Source organism: Pseudomonas sp. KB_12 (assembly GCF_052114545.1).
Lineage (GTDB): Bacteria > Pseudomonadota > Gammaproteobacteria > Pseudomonadales > Pseudomonadaceae > Aquipseudomonas > Aquipseudomonas brassicacearum.
In genome coordinates, this window is sequence record NZ_JBFREY010000007.1 from 66,106 (window position 1) to 83,798 (window position 17,693).

13 protein-coding genes are annotated in these 17,693 nt (G+C 62.5%); 11 read left to right on the forward strand and 2 right to left on the reverse strand.

The genetic code is table 11. The features are described 5' to 3' along the window. Window positions 1–118: 118 nt before the first annotated feature. Together AB4Z20_RS06990 and AB4Z20_RS06995 are read left to right on the forward strand one after the other, a co-directional pair. Window positions 119–1,078, forward strand: a complete 960-nt coding sequence (locus tag AB4Z20_RS06990; protein WP_214510503.1) for a tRNA dihydrouridine synthase — start codon at window positions 119–121, stop codon at window positions 1,076–1,078. A gap of 119 nt (window positions 1,079–1,197) precedes the next feature. After that, entirely contained in the window at window positions 1,198–1,650 is a 453-nt protein-coding gene (locus AB4Z20_RS06995; RefSeq protein ID WP_253476592.1) for an Hsp20 family protein, read from the forward strand. A 243-nt stretch (window positions 1,651–1,893) separates the two neighbouring features. Here the strand turns inward: AB4Z20_RS06995 and AB4Z20_RS07000 are convergent, their stop codons facing one another. Together AB4Z20_RS07000 and AB4Z20_RS07005 are read right to left on the reverse strand one after the other, a co-directional pair. Next, on the reverse strand, window positions 1,894–5,172 hold the full coding sequence (locus AB4Z20_RS07000) for a PAS domain S-box protein (RefSeq protein ID WP_253476590.1): 3,279 nt from the start codon (window positions 5,170–5,172) through the stop codon (window positions 1,894–1,896). Window positions 5,173–5,240: 68 nt separating this feature from the next. Beyond that, window positions 5,241–6,131 (reverse strand): LysR family transcriptional regulator, encoded by an 891-nt coding sequence (locus tag AB4Z20_RS07005; RefSeq protein WP_003203868.1) that lies wholly within the window; start codon window positions 6,129–6,131, stop codon window positions 5,241–5,243. Window positions 6,132–6,287: 156 nt separating this feature from the next. Between AB4Z20_RS07005 and leuC the strand changes: the two genes are divergently transcribed. From leuC to AB4Z20_RS07050, 9 genes are all read left to right on the forward strand, one after another. Then, on the forward strand, window positions 6,288–7,706 hold the full coding sequence (gene leuC / locus AB4Z20_RS07010; protein ID WP_003203866.1) for a 3-isopropylmalate dehydratase large subunit: 1,419 nt from the start codon (window positions 6,288–6,290) through the stop codon (window positions 7,704–7,706). 11 nt (window positions 7,707–7,717) lie between these two features. Continuing rightward, a complete protein-coding gene (gene leuD / locus AB4Z20_RS07015; RefSeq protein WP_018612423.1) occupies window positions 7,718–8,362 on the forward strand; it encodes a 3-isopropylmalate dehydratase small subunit in 645 nt (214 codons plus the stop codon). 155 nt (window positions 8,363–8,517) lie between these two features. Further along, on the forward strand, window positions 8,518–9,282 hold the full coding sequence (locus tag AB4Z20_RS07020) for a class I SAM-dependent methyltransferase (protein WP_057451103.1): 765 nt from the start codon (window positions 8,518–8,520) through the stop codon (window positions 9,280–9,282). 66 nt (window positions 9,283–9,348) lie between these two features. Then, window positions 9,349–10,431, forward strand: a complete 1,083-nt coding sequence (gene leuB, locus AB4Z20_RS07025) for a 3-isopropylmalate dehydrogenase (protein ID WP_258688859.1) — start codon at window positions 9,349–9,351, stop codon at window positions 10,429–10,431. A gap of 54 nt (window positions 10,432–10,485) precedes the next feature. Then, window positions 10,486–11,598: an aspartate-semialdehyde dehydrogenase gene (gene asd, locus AB4Z20_RS07030; protein ID WP_003203857.1), complete on the forward strand. Its 1,113-nt coding sequence runs from the start codon at window positions 10,486–10,488 to the stop codon at window positions 11,596–11,598. Between the two features lie 249 nt (window positions 11,599–11,847). Then, a complete protein-coding gene (locus AB4Z20_RS07035) occupies window positions 11,848–12,858 on the forward strand; it encodes an aspartate-semialdehyde dehydrogenase (RefSeq protein WP_442089604.1) in 1,011 nt (336 codons plus the stop codon). Between the two features lie 210 nt (window positions 12,859–13,068). Beyond that, window positions 13,069–15,663 carry a FimV/HubP family polar landmark protein gene (locus AB4Z20_RS07040; RefSeq protein WP_320389176.1) on the forward strand — a complete coding sequence of 865 codons (2,595 nt, stop codon included), beginning with the start codon at window positions 13,069–13,071 and terminating at the stop codon, window positions 15,661–15,663. 385 nt (window positions 15,664–16,048) lie between these two features. Next, window positions 16,049–16,873 (forward strand): tRNA pseudouridine(38-40) synthase TruA, encoded by an 825-nt coding sequence (gene truA, locus AB4Z20_RS07045; protein WP_018610821.1) that lies wholly within the window; start codon window positions 16,049–16,051, stop codon window positions 16,871–16,873. Between the two features lie 63 nt (window positions 16,874–16,936). Further along, window positions 16,937–17,569, forward strand: coding sequence for a phosphoribosylanthranilate isomerase (locus AB4Z20_RS07050; protein ID WP_442089605.1), 633 nt, complete (start codon window positions 16,937–16,939; stop codon window positions 17,567–17,569). Window positions 17,570–17,693: the final 124 nt, after the last annotated feature.

Genomic DNA, 17,693 nt, shown 5'->3' on the forward strand with positions numbered 1-17,693 from the left:
AACTGACCCACCGCTTTCGCGAGCAAGCTCGCTCCCACAGGGATTGGTGGTGAATTCCGATGTTGTGGGCAAAATCCGGTAAACTGCCGCACGTTTTTTCGTTCGAGTGTGTGTTTCCATGCAAATTGCCCTGGCGCCCATGGAGGGGTTGGTCGACAACATCCTGCGGGATGTCCTGACCCGTGTTGGCGGGATCGACTGGTGTGTCACCGAGTTCATCCGTGTCAACGACCGTCTGCTCACGCCTGCCTATTTCCATAAGCTCGCCCCTGAGTTGTTGACCGGTGCCCAGACGGCTGCCGGTGTGCCGTTGCGGGTGCAGTTGCTCGGTTCCGATCCGGTGTGCCTGGCGGAAAACGCGGCGTTGGCGTGCGAGTTGGGCTCGGAGGTTATCGACTTGAACTTCGGTTGCCCGGCCAAGACCGTGAACAAATCCCGGGGCGGGGCGGTGTTGCTCAAGGAGCCGGAACTGCTCAACGAAATCGTCGAGCACGTGCGTCGTGCGGTGCCAAAACACATTCCGGTCACCGCCAAGATGCGCCTGGGTTTCGATAGCCCGGACGGTGCGCTGGTGTGTGCCACGGCACTGGCCGAAGGCGGCGCGGCGCATATCGTGGTGCATGCGCGGACTAAGGTTGATGGCTACAAGCCTCCGGCCCACTGGGAGTGGATTCCCCGGGTGCAGGAAGTGGTCAAGGTGCCGGTGTTCGCCAATGGCGATATCTGGAGCGTTGAGGATTGGCGCCGTTGCCGCGAAATCAGCGGTGTCGAAGACATCATGCTCGGTCGCGGTCTCGTTTCCCGCCCTGACCTGGCCCGGCAGATCGCCGCCGCTCGGGCCGGTGAGGACGTGGTCGAGATGTCCTGGGCCGAGCTGCAGCCGATGCTCCACGACTTTTGGGTGCAGGTGGTCGAGCAACTGACACCACGCCAGGCTCCAGGCCGGTTGAAACAGTGGCTGGCGATGCTGACCCGCAATTACCCCGAAGCGGTGGCACTGTTTACCGCGTTGCGCCGGGAAACCGACCTGGATGCGGTGGGCCATTTGCTGGGTGTGCAGCGCACCGAAGCGGCCTGAAAAAATTTCAGAAAAAGCTCTTGAAAAGTTTTTGGCGGTCCCTAGATAGGGGTTACGCGATGCCGAATTCGGGTCGCGGAGACAAAAAAACTTGCTGAATTTTTCAGGAGATTTGAATCATGAGTACTGCATTTTCGCTGGCCCCGCTGTTCCGTTCCTCGGTAGGTTTCGACCGTTTCAACGACTTGTTCGAAACCGCCCTGCGCAACGAGCCGGGCAGCAGCTATCCACCCTACAACGTGGAAAAACATGGTGATGACGAGTACCGCATCGTGGTCGCCGCCGCTGGGTTCCAGGAAGAAGACCTGGACCTGCAAGTGGAAAAAGGTGTGCTGACCATCAGTGGCGGCAAGCGTGAAGCCAGTAACGACAGCGTCACCTACCTGCACCAGGGCATCGCCCAGCGTGCGTTCAAGCTGTCCTTCCGGTTGGCCGATCATATCGAGATCAAATCCGCCGGCCTGAGCAACGGTCTGTTGAGCATCGACCTGCTGCGGGTGATCCCGGAAGAGGCCAAGGCCAAGCGCATCCCGATCAACGGAGCGCGGCAACAACCCGCACTGCAAAGCTGATGCAGCGCAAATGAAGAAGGGCGCCCAACGGCGCCCTTCTTCATTTTGTGTATCGGTGGGAGACCAATTGTGGCGAGGGAGCTTGCTCCCGCTGGGCCGGGCTGGTGCTCCAGCGCGAAGCGGCCCTGAAACCAGTCAACTCGGTGTGTCATGCTGGTCTGAGGCGAATATTCTATTTTTTGGGGCCGCTGCGCAGCCCAGCGGGAGCAAGCTCCCTCGCCACAAAAGCCCCGTTTCGCATTGTCATGGCAACAACCGCTCAAACGCCTCCAGCGGCAGCGGTCGGCTATGCAAATAACCCTGGTACAGATGGCAATCGAGCCCTTGCAGGAATTGCAATTGCTCCAAGGTCTCCACGCCCTCGGCAATCATGATCAGGTTGAGGCTGCGGGCCATGGCGACGATGGCGCGGATGATTTCGGCGTCGTTGGGGTCGCTGGTGGCGTCGCGCACGAATGACTGGTCGATTTTCAGCGTGTCCACCGGCAGGCGCTTGAGGTAGGTCAGCGACGAGTAGCCGGTGCCGAAATCATCCATGGCGAAGCTCACCCCCAGTTTCTTGAGCCGGCGCATCTTGGCGATGGTGTCGTCCAGGTTCTGGATCACGATGCCTTCGGTGATCTCCAGTTTCAGCAGGGAGAAGGGCAGGCCGTGAGAGAGGAGACTGTTTTCGATGCGTTCGACAAAGTCGCTCTGGCGAAATTGCCGTGGGCTGATGTTCACGCACAGGCTGAATTGCTGGGGATCGATCTTGCCCTTGGCGATCAGTTGCTTGAAGCCGTCGCAGGCTTCATCGAGGATCCAGGTCCCGACTTCCAGGATCAGGCCACTGTCCTCCAGCACTTTGATGAATTCATTGGGCGATTGGGCGCCCAGGTCCGGGTGATGCCAGCGCACCAGGGCTTCGGCGCCGATGATGCGGTTGTCCCGGGCATCGACCTGAGGTTGGAAATGCACGCTGAACTCGCCACGGGCCAGGGCAAGGCGCAGGTCGGTCTCCATGCGCAGCCGTTCGCTGGCGGCTTTCTGCATGGTGGTGTGAAACATCTGCGAGGTGTTGCGCCCTGAGTCCTTGGCGCGGTACAGCGCAATGTCGGCGCGCTTGAGCAAATCGGTGGGCGTGGAACCGTGGTCGGGAATCAGCGCGATACCGATGCTCGGCGTGACCTGCAGGCGCTGGCCATCGAGAAACATCGGCTCCGAAAGCAGTTCGCGCAGGGTGTCGGCCAGGGTCCGCACTTGCTCGCTGACTTCGTTGCGCGAGCCTTCCAGGCCGCTGAGCAGCACCACGAATTCGTCGCCACCCAGCCGCGCTACGGTGTCTTCCAGGCGCACGCTGGCTTCCAGGCGCGCGGTGATGATCTTCAGCACGGTGTCGCCCACCGGGTGACCGAGGGAGTCGTTGATGTGCTTGAAGTGGTCCAGGTCGAGAAACAGCAGGGCGCCGCGCAAGTTGTGGCGCTTAAGCAGGGCGATCTGCTGGCTCAGCCGGTCCATCAGCAAGGCCCGGTTGGGCAGGTTGGTCAGCGAGTCGTGGTAGGCCAGGTGGCGGATCTGGGCTTCGGCATTGCGCAACAGGCTCACGTCCCGGGCGGTCAGCAGCAGGCATGCGGTTTCATTGAGGGTGATGGGCTCGACCGAGACCTCCACCGTCAGGATTTCCCCCTGTTTATTGCGCCCGAGCATCTCCTGGTGGACTACGCGGCCCTTGAGTTGCAGCTCGGCCAGCAAGGCGGCTCGCTGTTTTTCTTCGGCCCAGATCCCCACTTCGTAGACGGTGTGCCCGATCACTTCGTCGGCGCGGTAGCCGGTCAGCCGGCAGAAGCCGTCGTTGACCTCAAGGTAGCGACCGCTTTCGAGCTCAGTGATGGTGATGGCGTCGGGGCTGGAATGAAACGCCTTGGCGAATTTCTCTTCACTGGCCTTGAGGGCGGCTTCGGAGCGTTGTTGCTGCGTGATGTCGCGCAAGGTCGTGACGATGCAGGGCTGGTTTCCGACGTTGATTTTTCGGCTAGAGATCACGCAGGTCAATGGCTGGCCGTTCTTATGGTGAACGACGATGGCGACATTGTTCAGCGATTGTTCGCGGATCACCCGTTCGATGCGTTGCAGGCTGCTGCCCGAGGCGTCCCAGAGGCCGATTTCGTCGGCGTTGAGGCCGATCACGTCGCTGGTGGTCCAGCCGAAGGTCTGGGTGAAGCTGGAGTTGATCTCGAGGAACCGCCCGCTGTCCTGGTGGGTGACGCAGATCGGGTCGGGACTGACCTGGAACAGCGTGGCGAATTTCTCTTCCGAGGCGGCCAGGCTTTGTTCGCGCTCCACCTGGTCGGTGATGTCCAGCAAGGTCCCGGCCATGCGCAAGGGGCTGCCGTCGTCGTTGCGGTAGAGGCGGGCACGGCTTTCCAGGTAGCGCGAACTGCCGTCCGGCAGTTGTATGCGGTAGGTCAACTGATAGTTGCCAGCCGGGCCTTCCCGCAGGCTGCGATAGGCATTGCGCATGTTGTTGCGTTCTTCAGTGGGGACGCCTTCGAAAAACGCATCGAACGATTCGTGGAACGGCTTGGGCTCCAAGCCATGGAGTTGCGCGGCCCGAGCCGAGCCGTAGAGCATGCCGCTGGGAATGTGCCAGTCCCAGGTGCCCAGTTGCGCCGAGTCGAGGGCCAGGTCCAGGCGTTCCTGGCTGTCCTTGAGGGCCTGTTCGGCGAGTTTGCGCTCGGTGGTGTCGAGAAAGGCGCTCAACAGGTAGGGTTGGCCCTCCAGCTCGACTTTCTGCGCGCTGAGCAGGCCGGTGTGGATCTGGCCATTGCTCGCCCGCAGTTCCACCTCCATGCTCGCCAGTTCGCCCTTGGCCTTGATGGCTTCCAGCAGTTTTTCCCGTTGCCCGGAGTCGACCCACAAGCCCAGTTCCAGGGTGGTCCGGCCAATCACATCGTGCAGCGGCCAGCCGAACAGGCTTTCGAAATACTGGTTGGCCTCGCTGATCATCCCGTCTTCCTCGCGGGTCAGCAGCACCATGTTCGGGCTCAGGTGGAACAGCGTGGCAAAACGTTTTTCCGAGCTGCGCAGCGCCTGTTCCCGCTCGCGCTGATGGGTGATTTCGCGGATCACCCCGATCATGCGCGGGCGCCCGTGCTTGTCGGGCAGCACGCTGCCGCTGATCTCCAGCCAGTGCAAGCTGCCATCGGGCCAGACGATGTGGTGATGCATGGCCTGTTCCAGTGGCGCCCCGGCCACTGCCGCATGAAAGGCACGCAGGGCCTTGGCCCGGTCTTCGGGCAGCAGCAGGTCCAGATAATCCACATCCGCTGGCAATGGCTGGCGCGGATCGAAGCCGAACAGCGCCTGGGTGCCCCGGGACCAACTGATCTTCCCAGTCTCGATGTCCCACGACCAGGCCCCCAGCCGCGCACCGTTCAGGGCGGCCAGCAACTGCGGCGCGCTGTCCCAGCTCTGCTCGGACCGTTTCGGGTCGAGCGCCTGGATGCGTGGCAAGGGCGGGAGGTGGTCAGCGGGTTTTGGCATTATCTAGCGAGCCTTGAGCGGGTTAGGGCATAAAGCACAGGCGTCAGGCCCTACAGACGCGGCACAACCTATGCCCTTGTCCCTGGCAAATCGATTTGTGCGTCCAGTAAGGCCATGAAGGCCCGTGCGGCGTTCGACAGCGTCCGTTCGGTGTGCAAGATATAGCCTAGCTGGCGACTGAGTTGTATGCCCGGCAAAGGAATGCGCGCCACCTGTTCGTCGAGCATGGTGCGCGGCAAAACGCTCCAGGCCAGGCCGATGGAGACCATCATTTTTATGGTTTCCAGGTAATTCGTGCTCATGGCGATATTCGGTGTCAGGCCCTGGGCTTCGAACAGCCGTCGCACGATGTGATGGGTAAACGTGTTGCCCCCCGGGAAAACCGCCGGATGCAGGGCAATGTCCGCCAGGCTGACCGCGCCGTTTTCCAGCAACGCATGCTCCGGGGCGACCACGAAATCCAGGGGGTCGTCCCACACCGGTGTGGCCCGTACCAGCGTGTGGGGTTCGGGGGCGAGGGTGATGACGGCCAGTTCCGCCCGGCCATGGAGAATTTCTTCGTAGGCCACTTCCGAATCCAGGAACTGGATATCCAACGCCACCTGGGGGTAGCGTCGGGTGAATTCCCGCAATAAAGGTGGCAGGCGGTGCAGGCCGATGTGGTGGCTGGTGGCGAGCGTCAGGCGCCCGGTCACTTCGCCGCTCAGGTTGGTCAGGGCGCGGCGGGTGTCGTCCAGTACGTTGAGGATCTGATAGGCCCGTGGCAACAGGGCCCGGCCGGCCTCGGTCAGGCCCACTTCACGGCCCAGGCGATCGAACAGGCGCACCTTGAGCTGTTGCTCGAGGCCGGCAATGCGCTTGCTGATGGCCGGCTGGGTCAGGTGCAGGCGTTCGCCGGCGCCGGAGAAACTGCCCGTCTCGGCGATGGCTATAAAGGCATTGAGGTTGGCGAGGTCCATGGCGGTTCCGGTCGAATTCCAGTTGGTTATGCAAAGTATGAAAAATATGAATTTGAGTTATTTAATGTAACCCCATAGGATCAGCCTCACAAGCCAAGGGGTTATTGATTCGTTCAAGGCCCGGGGCATAGAAACAAGCTGATGAGGAACCGTCTGATGGCCGGCAAAACGCTCTACGACAAGCTCTGGGATTCGCATTTGGTCAAGCAGCGCGACGATGGCTCGGCGCTGATCTACATCGATCGTCACATCATCCACGAAGTGACTTCGCCGCAAGCCTTCGAAGGCCTGCGCCTGGCCGGGCGCAAGCCTTGGCGTATCGATGCCAACATCGCGACCCCGGACCACAACGTACCGACCACGCCGGAGCGCAAGGGCGGCATCGAAGCCATTGCCGACCAGGTCTCGCGCTTGCAGGTCCAGACCCTCGACGATAACTGTGACGAATACGGCATCGTCGAATTCAAGATGAATGACGTGCGCCAAGGCATCGTCCACGTCATCGGCCCGGAGCAGGGCGCGACCTTGCCTGGCATGACCGTGGTCTGCGGCGACTCGCACACCTCGACCCACGGTGCTTTCGGCGCCCTGGCCCACGGCATCGGCACCTCCGAGGTGGAGCATGTGCTCGCCACCCAGTGCCTGGTCGCCAAGAAAATGAAAAACATGCTGGTGCGCGTCGAGGGCAAGTTGCCGTTCGGCGTGACCGCCAAGGACATCGTCCTGGCGGTGATCGGCAAGATCGGCACCGCCGGCGGTAACGGCCATGCCATCGAATTCGCCGGCAGCGCGATCCGCGACTTGTCCGTCGAAGGTCGCATGACCATCTGCAACATGTCCATCGAGGCCGGTGCTCGCGTTGGCCTGGTGGCCGCCGATGAAAAAACCGTGGAATACGTCAAGGGCCGTCCGTTCTCGCCAAAAGGCGCGGAATGGGACATGGCGGTCGAGGCCTGGAAAGACCTGGTGTCCGACGCCGATGCCAAGTTCGACACCGTGGTCGAGCTCGACGCCACGCAGATCAAGCCGCAAGTCAGCTGGGGCACCTCGCCTGAGATGGTGTTGGCGGTGGACCAGAACGTACCGGATCCGGCCAAGGAAATGGACCTGGTCAAGCGCGACTCCATCGTCCGCGCCTTGAAATACATGGGCTTGAGCGCCAACCAGGCGATCACTGACATTCAGCTTGACCGTGTGTTCATCGGCTCTTGCACCAACTCGCGGATCGAAGACCTGCGCGCCGCTGCAGTGATCGCCAAGGGGCGCAAGGTTGCTTCGACCATCAAGCAGGCCATCGTGGTGCCGGGCTCGGGCCTGGTGAAGGCCCAGGCGGAAGCGGAAGGGCTGGACAAGATTTTCCTTGAAGCCGGTTTCGAATGGCGTGAGCCGGGGTGCTCGATGTGCCTGGCGATGAACCCGGACCGCTTGGAGTCGGGCGAGCATTGCGCCTCCACCTCCAACCGTAACTTCGAAGGCCGTCAGGGCGCCGGTGGCCGTACGCACCTGGTGAGCCCGGCCATGGCCGCGGCGGCGGCTGTCAACGGCCGTTTCGTCGACGTCCGCGAATTGATCTGAAGGAGCGCAGCATGAAAGCTTTTACCCAGCACACCGGTCTTGTCGCGCCTTTGGATCGTGCCAACGTCGACACCGACCAGATCATTCCCAAGCAATTCTTGAAGTCCATCAAGCGCACCGGTTTCGGCCCGAACCTGTTTGACGAATGGCGTTACCTGGATGTCGGCCAGCCTTACCAGGACAACTCCAAGCGGCCTTTGAACAAGGACTTCGTGCTCAACGCCGAGCGCTACCAAGGCGCCAGCGTGTTGCTGGCCCGTGAGAACTTCGGCTGCGGCTCGAGCCGCGAGCACGCGCCATGGGCCCTGGAAGAATACGGTTTCCGCAGCATCATCGCGCCGAGCTATGCCGACATTTTCTTCAACAACAGCTTCAAGAACGGCTTGCTGCCGATCATCCTCAGCGATGCTGACGTGGATGAGCTGTTCCAGCAGGTCGAGGCCAACCCTGGCTATCAACTGCAGGTCGACCTGGCCGCCCAGACCGTGACCCGTCCCGACGGGAAGGTGCTGGGTTTCGAGATCGACGCGTTTCGCAAGCATTGCCTGCTCAACGGCCTGGACGATATCGGCCTGACTTTGCAGGACGGCGAGGCGATTGCCGCGTTCGAGGCCAAGCACCGGGCGAGCCAGCCTTGGTTGTTTCGCGATGCTTGAAGGATTGATGTAGGCAGTACCGGCCTCATCGCGAGCAAGCTCGCTCCCACATTGGATTTGCGGCGTTCACAAAGCCCCTGTGGGAGCGAGCTTGCTCCGGGCGGCGATCCGACGATGAGGCCCGCCCAGGCAACACAACACCACAAGGACATCCCATGACCAGCACCGCCCACAGTCAGGTTGTACAAAAGCAATTCGGTGAACAGGCCTCGGCCTATCTGAGCAGTGCCGTGCACGCCCAGGGCGCTGAATTCGCGCTGCTGCAAGCTGCGTTGGCCGGCCGTGGCGATGCCCGGGTGCTGGACCTGGGGTGCGGCGCCGGCCATGTGAGTTTCCATGTAGCGCCGCTGGCCGGTGAAGTAGTGGCTTATGATTTGTCCCAGCAAATGCTCGATGTGGTCGCCACGGCGGCTGCCGAGCGTGGCCTGGGCAATGTCAGCACGGTATGCGGCGCCGCTGAGCGCTTGCCGTTCGCCGACGCTGAGTTCGACTTCGTGTTCAGCCGCTATTCGGCGCATCATTGGAGCGACCTGGGCCTGGCGTTGCGGGAAGTGCGCCGGGTGCTCAAGCCGGGCGGCGTGGTGGCGTTCATCGACGTCCTGTCGCCTGGCATGCCGTTGCTGGACACGTACCTGCAAAGCGTCGAAGTGCTGCGCGACACCAGCCACGTGCGCGATTATTCTGCCGGCGAGTGGTTGCGCCAGGTCAGCGAGGCGGGGTTGCACACCCGCAGCACCTCGCGCCAGCGCCTGCGCCTTGAATACCGCTCCTGGGTCGAGCGCATGCGCACCCCCGAGGTGATGCGGGCGGCGATTCTCCAGCTGCAGCGTTCGATGGGCGATGAAGTGCGTGAATATTTTGAGATTGAGGCCGATGGTTCGTTCAGTACAGATGTGTTGGTGCTGTGGGCCGAGCGATAGCATTTTTCCCGGCCAGGCGTTGGGTACAAAGCCCAGGCGTGTGCCGACAGAGCAAACGAGGAAAGCATGAGCAAGCAGATTCTGATTCTCCCAGGTGATGGCATTGGTCCGGAAATCATGGCCGAAGCGGTCAAGGTCCTGGAACTGGCGAACGACAAGTACGGCCTTGGCTTCGAACTCAGCCACGACGTGATCGGCGGCGCAGCCATCGACAAGCACGGCGTGCCCCTGGCCGATGAAACCCTGGACCGTGCCCGTGCAGCCGATGCCGTGCTGCTGGGCGCCGTGGGCGGCCCGAAATGGGACAAGATCGAACGCGACATCCGTCCTGAGCGCGGCCTGCTGAAGATTCGCGCGCAACTGGGCCTGTTCGGCAACCTGCGTCCGGCGATTCTCTACCCGCAACTGGCCGATGCATCGAGCCTGAAGCCGGAAATCGTCGCGGGCCTGGACATCCTCATCGTCCGCGAGTTGACCGGCGGCATCTACTTCGGCGCCCCGCGTGGCACCCGTGAGCTGGAAAATGGCGAGCGCCAGGCCTATGACACCCTGCCGTACAGCGAAAGCGAAATCCGCCGTATCGCCCGGGTTGGCTTCGACATGGCCCGCGTGCGTGGCAAGAAGCTGTGCTCGGTGGACAAGGCCAACGTACTGGCTTCCAGCCAACTGTGGCGTGAAGTGGTCGAGCAGGTGGCCAAGGATTACCCGGACATCGAGCTGAGCCACATGTACGTCGATAACGCCGCCATGCAACTGGTGCGTGCGCCGAAGCAGTTCGACGTGATCGTCACCGACAACCTGTTCGGCGACATCCTGTCCGACGAAGCGTCGATGCTCACCGGCTCCATCGGCATGCTGCCGTCGGCCTCCCTGGACGCCAACAACAAGGGCATGTACGAGCCGTGCCATGGTTCGGCGCCAGACATCGCCGGGCAGGACATTGCCAACCCGTTGGCGACCATCCTGTCGGTGTCGATGATGCTGCGTTACAGCTTCAACTTGAACGATGCCGCCGACGCGATCGAAAAAGCCGTCAGCGTGGTCTTGGACCAAGGCTTGCGCACCGGTGATATCTGGTCGCAAGGTTGTACCAAAGTCGGTACGCAGCAAATGGGCGATGCAGTAGTCGCCGCGCTGCGGAATCTGTAATCTTTCGGGCCCACCGCTCCGACGGTGGCCCACTTTTGTATAGGTGTAGTTGCGATGAAACGTGTAGGTCTGATCGGTTGGCGCGGCATGGTCGGTTCCGTGCTCATGCAGCGAATGCTGGAAGAGCAGGATTTCGATCTCATTGAGCCGGTGTTTTTCACCACTTCCAATGTCGGTGGCCAGGGCCCGTCCGTGGGCAAGGACACCGGTGCGCTCAAGGATGCCTACAGCATCGAAGAGCTCAAGACCCTCGACGTGATCCTGACCTGCCAGGGTGGCGACTACACCAGCGAAGTCTTCCCCAAGCTGCGTGAAGCCGGCTGGCAGGGTTACTGGATCGACGCCGCTTCCAGCCTGCGCATGCAGGACGACGCGGTGATCGTCCTCGACCCGGTGAACCGCAAGGTCATCGACCAGCAGCTGGACGCGGGCACCAAGAACTACATCGGCGGCAACTGCACCGTCAGCCTGATGCTGATGGGTCTGGGTGGCCTGTTCGAAGCCGGTCTGGTGGAGTGGATGAGTGCCATGACCTACCAGGCGGCGTCCGGTGCCGGCGCGCAGAACATGCGTGAGCTGATCAAGCAGATGGGCGCCACCCACGCCGCCGTCGCCGACGACCTGGCCAATCCGGCCAGTGCCATCCTCGACATCGACCGCAAGGTCGCCGAGGCGATGCGCAGCGATGCCTACCCGACCGAGAACTTCGGCGTACCGCTGGCCGGCAGCCTGATCCCCTGGATCGACAAGGAACTGCCTAACGGCCAGAGCCGCGAAGAGTGGAAGGCCCAGGCCGAAACCAACAAGATCCTGGGTCGCTTCAAGAGCCCGATCCCGGTGGACGGCATCTGCGTGCGCATCGGCGCCATGCGCTGCCACAGCCAGGCGCTGACCATCAAGCTGAACAAAGACGTGCCGATCGCCGACATCGAAGGGCTGATCAGCCAGCACAACCCTTGGGTCAAGCTGGTGCCGAACAACCGCGAAATCAGCATGCAGGAGCTGAGCCCGACCAAGGTCACCGGCACCCTGAATGTACCGGTGGGCCGTCTGCGCAAACTGAACATGGGTTCGCAATTCGTCGGTGCCTTCACCGTCGGCGACCAACTGCTGTGGGGCGCGGCCGAACCGCTGCGTCGCATGCTGCGGATCCTGCTCGAGCGTTGATCGAATGCGGCTGTGAAAGAACCCGTGCCTTGTGAGAGGTGCGGGTTTTTTATTGGGGGGCAATTGTGTGTCAGGGCGGGCCTCATCGCGAGCTCGCTCCCACAGGTTTTGTGGTCACTGAAGATCCCATGTGGGAGCGAGCTTGCTCGCGATGAGGCCCGCCCAGGCACTGCAAACCCTCCGGCCAATTGCCTGCATACCCACCACCCGGTAAAGTGCCGCTCCCCACGTTTTACCTGAGGTAGACCCATGAGCCAGTCCTTTGATATTGCCGTGATCGGCGCCACCGGTACTGTCGGCGAAACCCTCGTCCAGATTCTCGAAGAGCGGGACTTCCCGGTCGGCAACCTGCACCTGCTGGCCAGCAGCGAATCGGCAGGCAGCTCGGTGATGTTCCGCGGCAAAAACGTGCGGGTGCGCGAAGTCGACGAATTCGATTTCAGCAAAGTCCAACTGGTGTTCTTCGCCGCCGGCCCGGCGGTGACCCTGAGTTTCGCCCCGCGGGCCACGGCGGCTGGCTGTGCGCTGATCGACCTGTCCGGCGCCTTGCCGCCCGAACAGGCGCCGCAGATCGTGCCGGAAGCCAATGCCCAGGTGCTCGCCGGTTTGAGCAAGCCGTTGCAGGTCAGCAGCCCCAGCGCTTCGGCCACGGCCTTGGCGGTCGTGCTGGCGCCGCTGCGCGAATGCCTGGACTTGCAGCGCATCAGCCTGACCGCCAGCCTCGCCGTGTCGGCCCAGGGCCGCGTGGCCGTGAGCGAATTGGCGCGCCAGACCGCCGAGCTGCTCAACGCCCGTCCGCTGGAGCCGAAATTCTTTGATCGGCAGATGGCGTTCAACCTGCTGGCCCAGGTCGGCACCCCGGACGAGCAGGGCCATACGCAGCTGGAAAAGCGCCTGGTCCGCGAGTTGCGCCAGGTGCTGAATCAACCTTTGTTAAAGATTTCCGTAACTTGCATTCAAGCCCCGGTGTTTTTTGGCGATAGCTTTAGCGTGACTGTGCAGTCTGCGAGCCCCATCGACCTGGCCAAGGTCAACGCGGCGTTGGAAGCGGCACCCGGTATCGAGCTGGTGGAGGCGGGCGATTACCCGACGGCGGTGGGCGATGCGGTGGGGCAGGATGTGGTCTACGTTGGTCGTGTTCGCGGTGGGATCGACGATCCGGCGGAACTAAATATGTGGCTGACGTCAGATAACGTGCGCAAGGGCGCGGCGCTCAATGCCGTGCAGGTGGCTGAGTTGTTGATAAAAGGCTTGCTGTAAAAGATACTTGGCGTCAATTTGTCGAATGATTCTAGCCGGGCGCTATGCTTGGTCGGAATGCTGAAGGCGAACATCCCTCTGGGGGACTTTCCCGGGGCATGAGTGAAATGATCGCGCGCACCGTCGCATCGGGGCTGCGCGCAATGCCTTACGGCAGCGGCATCAATACCTTCTCGCTGGCCGAGGAATGTTCAAACAAAGGAAGAGGCTATGGTTCAAGTTCGCAAACTGGTGTTAGCAATAGCGGCCGCCTCGGCGCTGTCCTCCGGTATGGCGCAAGCGCTCGGGCTCGGGGAATTGACCCTGAAGTCGACGCCGAACCAGCCCCTGGTCGCCGAGATCGAGTTGCTCGACGTCCAGCAGCTGACCGCCGCCGAAGTCGTGCCGAGCCTGGCCTCGCCCGATGACTTCGCCAAGGCCGGCGTCGACCGCCAGGCCTTTCTCAATGACCTGAGCTTCACCCCGGTGATCAACGCCAATGGCAAGAGCGTCCTGCGGGTAACGTCCAGCCGGCCGCTGTCCGAACCCATGGTCAAGTTCCTGGTGCAGGTGATGTGGCCTAACGGCCGTCTGCTGCGCGACTATAGCGTTTTGCTCGATCCTTCCAAATTCTCGCCACAGGCCGCCGACGCCGCCCGGGCGAAACCGCCCCAGGTCGTGTCCACGCCGGTCACCGGGGCCACCAAGCCTTCGCAATACACCACCACGCCGCGCGATACCCTGTGGGAAATCGCCGCCAAGGCGCGCAACGGTGGGTCGGTCCAGCAAACCATGCTGGCGATCCAGGCGTTGAACCCGAACGCATTCATCAACGGCAACATCAACCTGCTCAAGACCGGTCAGGTCTTGCGCCTGCCGGACCCCGTGCAAAGCACTGCGTTGCCGCAACCCCAGGCCATCGCTGAAGTGGCTGCGCAGAACGCCGCCTGGCGCTCGGGTCGTCGTGGCGTGGCGGGTGCTGGCAAGCAGCAGTTGGATGCCACCAAGCGTGGCCGTGGCGAAGGCGCGCCGGCACAGGCTGCCGGTCGCGACAACTTGAGCCTGGTGTCGGCCGACTCGGCGAAGGCGGGCGGCAAGGGCAAGGGCGCTGCCGGCGATGCCCAGGCGCTCACCAACAAGCTTGCAGTCACCCAGGAAAGCCTCGACTCGGCTCGCCGGGATAACGAAGAACTGAAAAGCCGCATGGCGGATCTGCAGAGCCAACTGGACAAACTGCAGCGCCTGATCGAGCTGAAGAACAACCAACTGGCCAAGATGCAGGCCGAAGGTGCCGCCGTTCCTCCTGCTGGCGAGGCACCTCCTGCAATGTCCGCAGAGTTGACCCCTGCGCCAGCGGCACAGGCCCCGACGGCTGCGCCTGCGCCAGAGGCGGTCCCGGAAGCGACGCCGCCTGCCGCTCCGGTCGAGCCGACGCCTGCCGCGTCCAACGAGCAAAAATACAACGACCTGCTGACCAACCCGATCCTGCTGGGATTGATTGGCGGCGGCGCGCTGCTCCTGCTGTTGCTGCTGTTGCTGCTCGCCCGTCGCCGCAAGGCTCAACAGGAAGCGGAAAAGCACTTGCGCATGGCCCGAGCCCTCGAGGAGGAGGCTGACTTCTCCCCGGAGCTCGATCTGCCCCCGAGCAGCTTCGAGGGCATTGACGTTCCGCCACCGAGCGTAAAACTCGAGCCAAAACCCGCGCCTGCCCCTGCACCAGTCCCCAAGCCGGCCCCGGTGGTCGCGCCTGTGGTGGTCACACCGCCTATCGCGGCGCCATTGGTGGCTCCGGCTGCCGAGCGCTCCGACGACGTGTTGCCCCAGGCCCAGTCCCATATCGACCGCGGTCGCTTGAACCAGGCCGCCGACCTGCTTGAACAAGGCATCAAGGCCGAGCCCCAGCGCAGCGACCTGCGCCTGAAGCTGATGGAAGTCTACGGTCAGCAGGGCGACCGCGACGCTTTCGTCGCCCAGGAACGCCAGTTGGTGGCCAATGGCGAGAATTTCGCCCAGGTCGAACAGCTGAAAAGCCGTTTCCCGGCCATGGTGGTCGCCACCGCGGCAGGCTTGGCCGCCGCGACAGTGGCAGCGGAGCTGGACGCGCAGTACGTCAAGGACCTGTTGGAAGACAAGACGCCGACCGACGAGGAGCTGGACAGCGCCTTTGACTTGAGCCTGGATGACCTGGAAACGACCCCGGTCGCGCCGACACCAGAGCCTGTCGCTGAGCTGGACGCGTTCCCGGAAGACGACGATCTGAGTTTCGAGTCGGTGCTCAAGCAACAGACTCAAGCCAACGAAAGCCTGGACGACCTGTCGGAATTCGACCTGGACCTGGGCGCCGATGCGCCGACCCCGATCCCGGCGCTCGACGATGAAGACTTCCTGCTCGATCTGGACGACGACCTCAAGGGCCTGGATTTGCCTGCGACTGAAACGCCAGCCTTGGCCGACATCCCAGCCGACGATCTCGAACTGCCGGCGGATTTCGATCTGTCCCTGTCTGATGAAATGGACGCGCACGATGCGCCCAAGGATGCCTTCGAGTCCGAGCTGGACGATGTAAACGCCGAGTTGGATCGTCTGTCCGACACGCTGGGCCAGCCGACGTTTACCGCCGAAGATGCCCTGGTCGGTGCTGAAGACGAACCCGACTTCGACTTCCTTAGCGGTACCGACGAAGTGGCGACCAAGCTCGATCTGGCCCAGGCCTACATCGACATGGGCGACAACGACGGCGCCCGCGACATCCTCGGCGAAGTCCTCAGCGAAGGCGACGCCACCCAGAAGAGCGAAGCGCAGGAGATGTTGTCGCGCCTGGCTTGAGTCAGCGATTGAACAAAAACGGCAGCCGGTGAGGCTGCCGTTTTTGTTTGTGGGCAATTCACGCTGCTCTTGTGGCGAGGGAGCTTGCTCCCGCTCGAGTGCGCAGCGCTCGCAAAAGTGCTCGACGCGCCATGGAGAGGGTCTGCTTCGCAGCCCAGCGGGAGCAAGCTCCCTCGCCACAAGGACTTGTCTTGGTCTGAAAAATCATCTGGGCTCCTGTGGGGGCGAGCTTGCTCCGGGCGGCGATCCGACGATAGCGCCAGACCATTCAACACAGGATCACCCGCCGGACTGGCATCCCAAGCCATCGGCCTTATAATGCCCGCCTTTGCGTACCTCAGCAGGCTGTAATTCCTTGGCAAACATAGACAACCCGGCCGCCGAAATGGCGGCCGACGGCTTTTTCCGGATCGCCTTGGGCGTTGAATACAAAGGCTCGCGCTATCGTGGCTGGCAGCGCCAGGCTTCCGGTGTATTGACGGTGCAGGAAACCCTTGAAAACGCCCTGTCCAAAGTCGCCGACTCACCCGTGTCGCTGCATTGCGCCGGCCGTACCGATGCTGGCGTGCATGCCTGCGGCCAAGTGGTGCATTTCGACACCCAGGTCGAGCGTTCGATGAAGGCTTGGGTGATGGGCGCCAACATCAACTTGCCCCACGACGTCAGCGTCAGTTGGGCGAAGGTGATGCCGGCGCACTTCCATGCCCGCTTCAAGGCCATCGCCCGGCGGTATCGCTACGTGATCTACAACGATCAGATCCGCCCGGCGCACCTGAACGAAGAAATCACCTGGAATCACCGCCCGCTGGACGTCGAGCGCATGGCCGAGGCCGCGCAATACCTGGTCGGCGTGCACGACTTCAGCGCCTTTCGCGCCGGCCAGTGCCAGGCCAAGTCGCCGATCAAAGAGTTGCATCACCTGCGCGTGACTCGTCACGGCAAGATGATCGTGCTCGACATCCGCGCCAGCGCGTTCCTGCATCACATGGTGCGCAACATTGCCGGCGTGTTGATGACCATTGGTGCTGGCGAACGGCCGGTGGAGTGGATCAAAGAAGTGCTCGACAGTCGTGTCCGTCGCTCCGGTGGCGTCACGGCGCACCCGTTTGGCTTGTACCTGGTACAGGTCGAATATCGCGATGAGTTCGAGCTGCCGGAGCGTTACATCGGGCCACATTTCCTCACGGGCTTCTCGGAACTCGACGGCTGACGCCCTCCGCAGCATTTGCTACCATCCGGGACTTTCACGCAATTGCCTGAGGTTTTACCCACCATGCCGGTCGTTCGCAGCAAGATTTGCGGGATCACCCGCGTCGAGGACGCGTTGGCGGCGGTCGAGGCCGGGGCCGATGCCATCGGGCTGGTGTTCTACGCCAAGAGCCCGCGCGCGGTGACGGTGCAGCAGGCGAGGGCGATCATCGAGGCCTTGCCGCCGTTCGTGACGTCCGTGGGCCTGTTCGTCAATGCCAGTCGTTGCGAGTTGGGCGAAATACTCGATGCGGTGCCGCTGGGCTTGTTGCAGTTCCATGGCGACGAGGCCCAAGCCGATTGCGAAGGCTGGCATCGTCCGTACATCAAGGCGTTGCGGGTCAAGGCCGGGGATGACATTGCCGCCAGTTGCGCAGCGTTCGCCAGTGCCAGCGGCATTTTGCTGGACACCTATGTGGAAGGCGTTCCCGGAGGGACCGGCGAAGCGTTCGATTGGTCGCTGGTGCCCCAAGGCTTGGACAAACCGATTATCCTGGCCGGTGGCCTGACTGTGGACAACGTGGCCCAGGCCATTCGCCAGGTTCGCCCTTACGCGGTGGACGTGAGCGGAGGCGTGGAGCAGAGCAAGGGCATCAAGGACCCTGCAAAGATTCGTGCATTCATGGCCGCTGTGCGCAGTAGCCAGTCGTCAATGTGACGGCTGGCAGACTGCCGCCGTCCATACCAGCACTGTACAAAACAGGCAGGCGCCGCCTCCGGGTGGGCCGATAGCGAAGTGGTAGCCGCCGTGCGGTTGCCGGGATGGCTGAGGAAGGTTGGGT

Coding starts and splice junctions, on each gene's coding strand:
- AB4Z20_RS06990 (WP_214510503.1), top strand. CDS start 119: ATGCAAATTGCCCTGGCGCCCATGGAGGGGTTGGTCGACAACATCCTG.
- AB4Z20_RS06995 (WP_253476592.1), top strand. CDS start 1,198: ATGAGTACTGCATTTTCGCTGGCCCCGCTGTTCCGTTCCTCGGTAGGT.
- AB4Z20_RS07000 (WP_253476590.1), bottom strand. CDS start 5,172: ATGCCAAAACCCGCTGACCACCTCCCGCCCTTGCCACGCATCCAGGCG.
- AB4Z20_RS07005 (WP_003203868.1), bottom strand. CDS start 6,131: ATGGACCTCGCCAACCTCAATGCCTTTATAGCCATCGCCGAGACGGGC.
- leuC (WP_003203866.1), top strand. CDS start 6,288: ATGGCCGGCAAAACGCTCTACGACAAGCTCTGGGATTCGCATTTGGTC.
- leuD (WP_018612423.1), top strand. CDS start 7,718: ATGAAAGCTTTTACCCAGCACACCGGTCTTGTCGCGCCTTTGGATCGT.
- AB4Z20_RS07020 (WP_057451103.1), top strand. CDS start 8,518: ATGACCAGCACCGCCCACAGTCAGGTTGTACAAAAGCAATTCGGTGAA.
- leuB (WP_258688859.1), top strand. CDS start 9,349: ATGAGCAAGCAGATTCTGATTCTCCCAGGTGATGGCATTGGTCCGGAA.
- asd (WP_003203857.1), top strand. CDS start 10,486: ATGAAACGTGTAGGTCTGATCGGTTGGCGCGGCATGGTCGGTTCCGTG.
- AB4Z20_RS07035 (WP_442089604.1), top strand. CDS start 11,848: ATGAGCCAGTCCTTTGATATTGCCGTGATCGGCGCCACCGGTACTGTC.
- AB4Z20_RS07040 (WP_320389176.1), top strand. CDS start 13,069: ATGGTTCAAGTTCGCAAACTGGTGTTAGCAATAGCGGCCGCCTCGGCG.
- truA (WP_018610821.1), top strand. CDS start 16,049: ATGGCGGCCGACGGCTTTTTCCGGATCGCCTTGGGCGTTGAATACAAA.
- AB4Z20_RS07050 (WP_442089605.1), top strand. CDS start 16,937: ATGCCGGTCGTTCGCAGCAAGATTTGCGGGATCACCCGCGTCGAGGAC.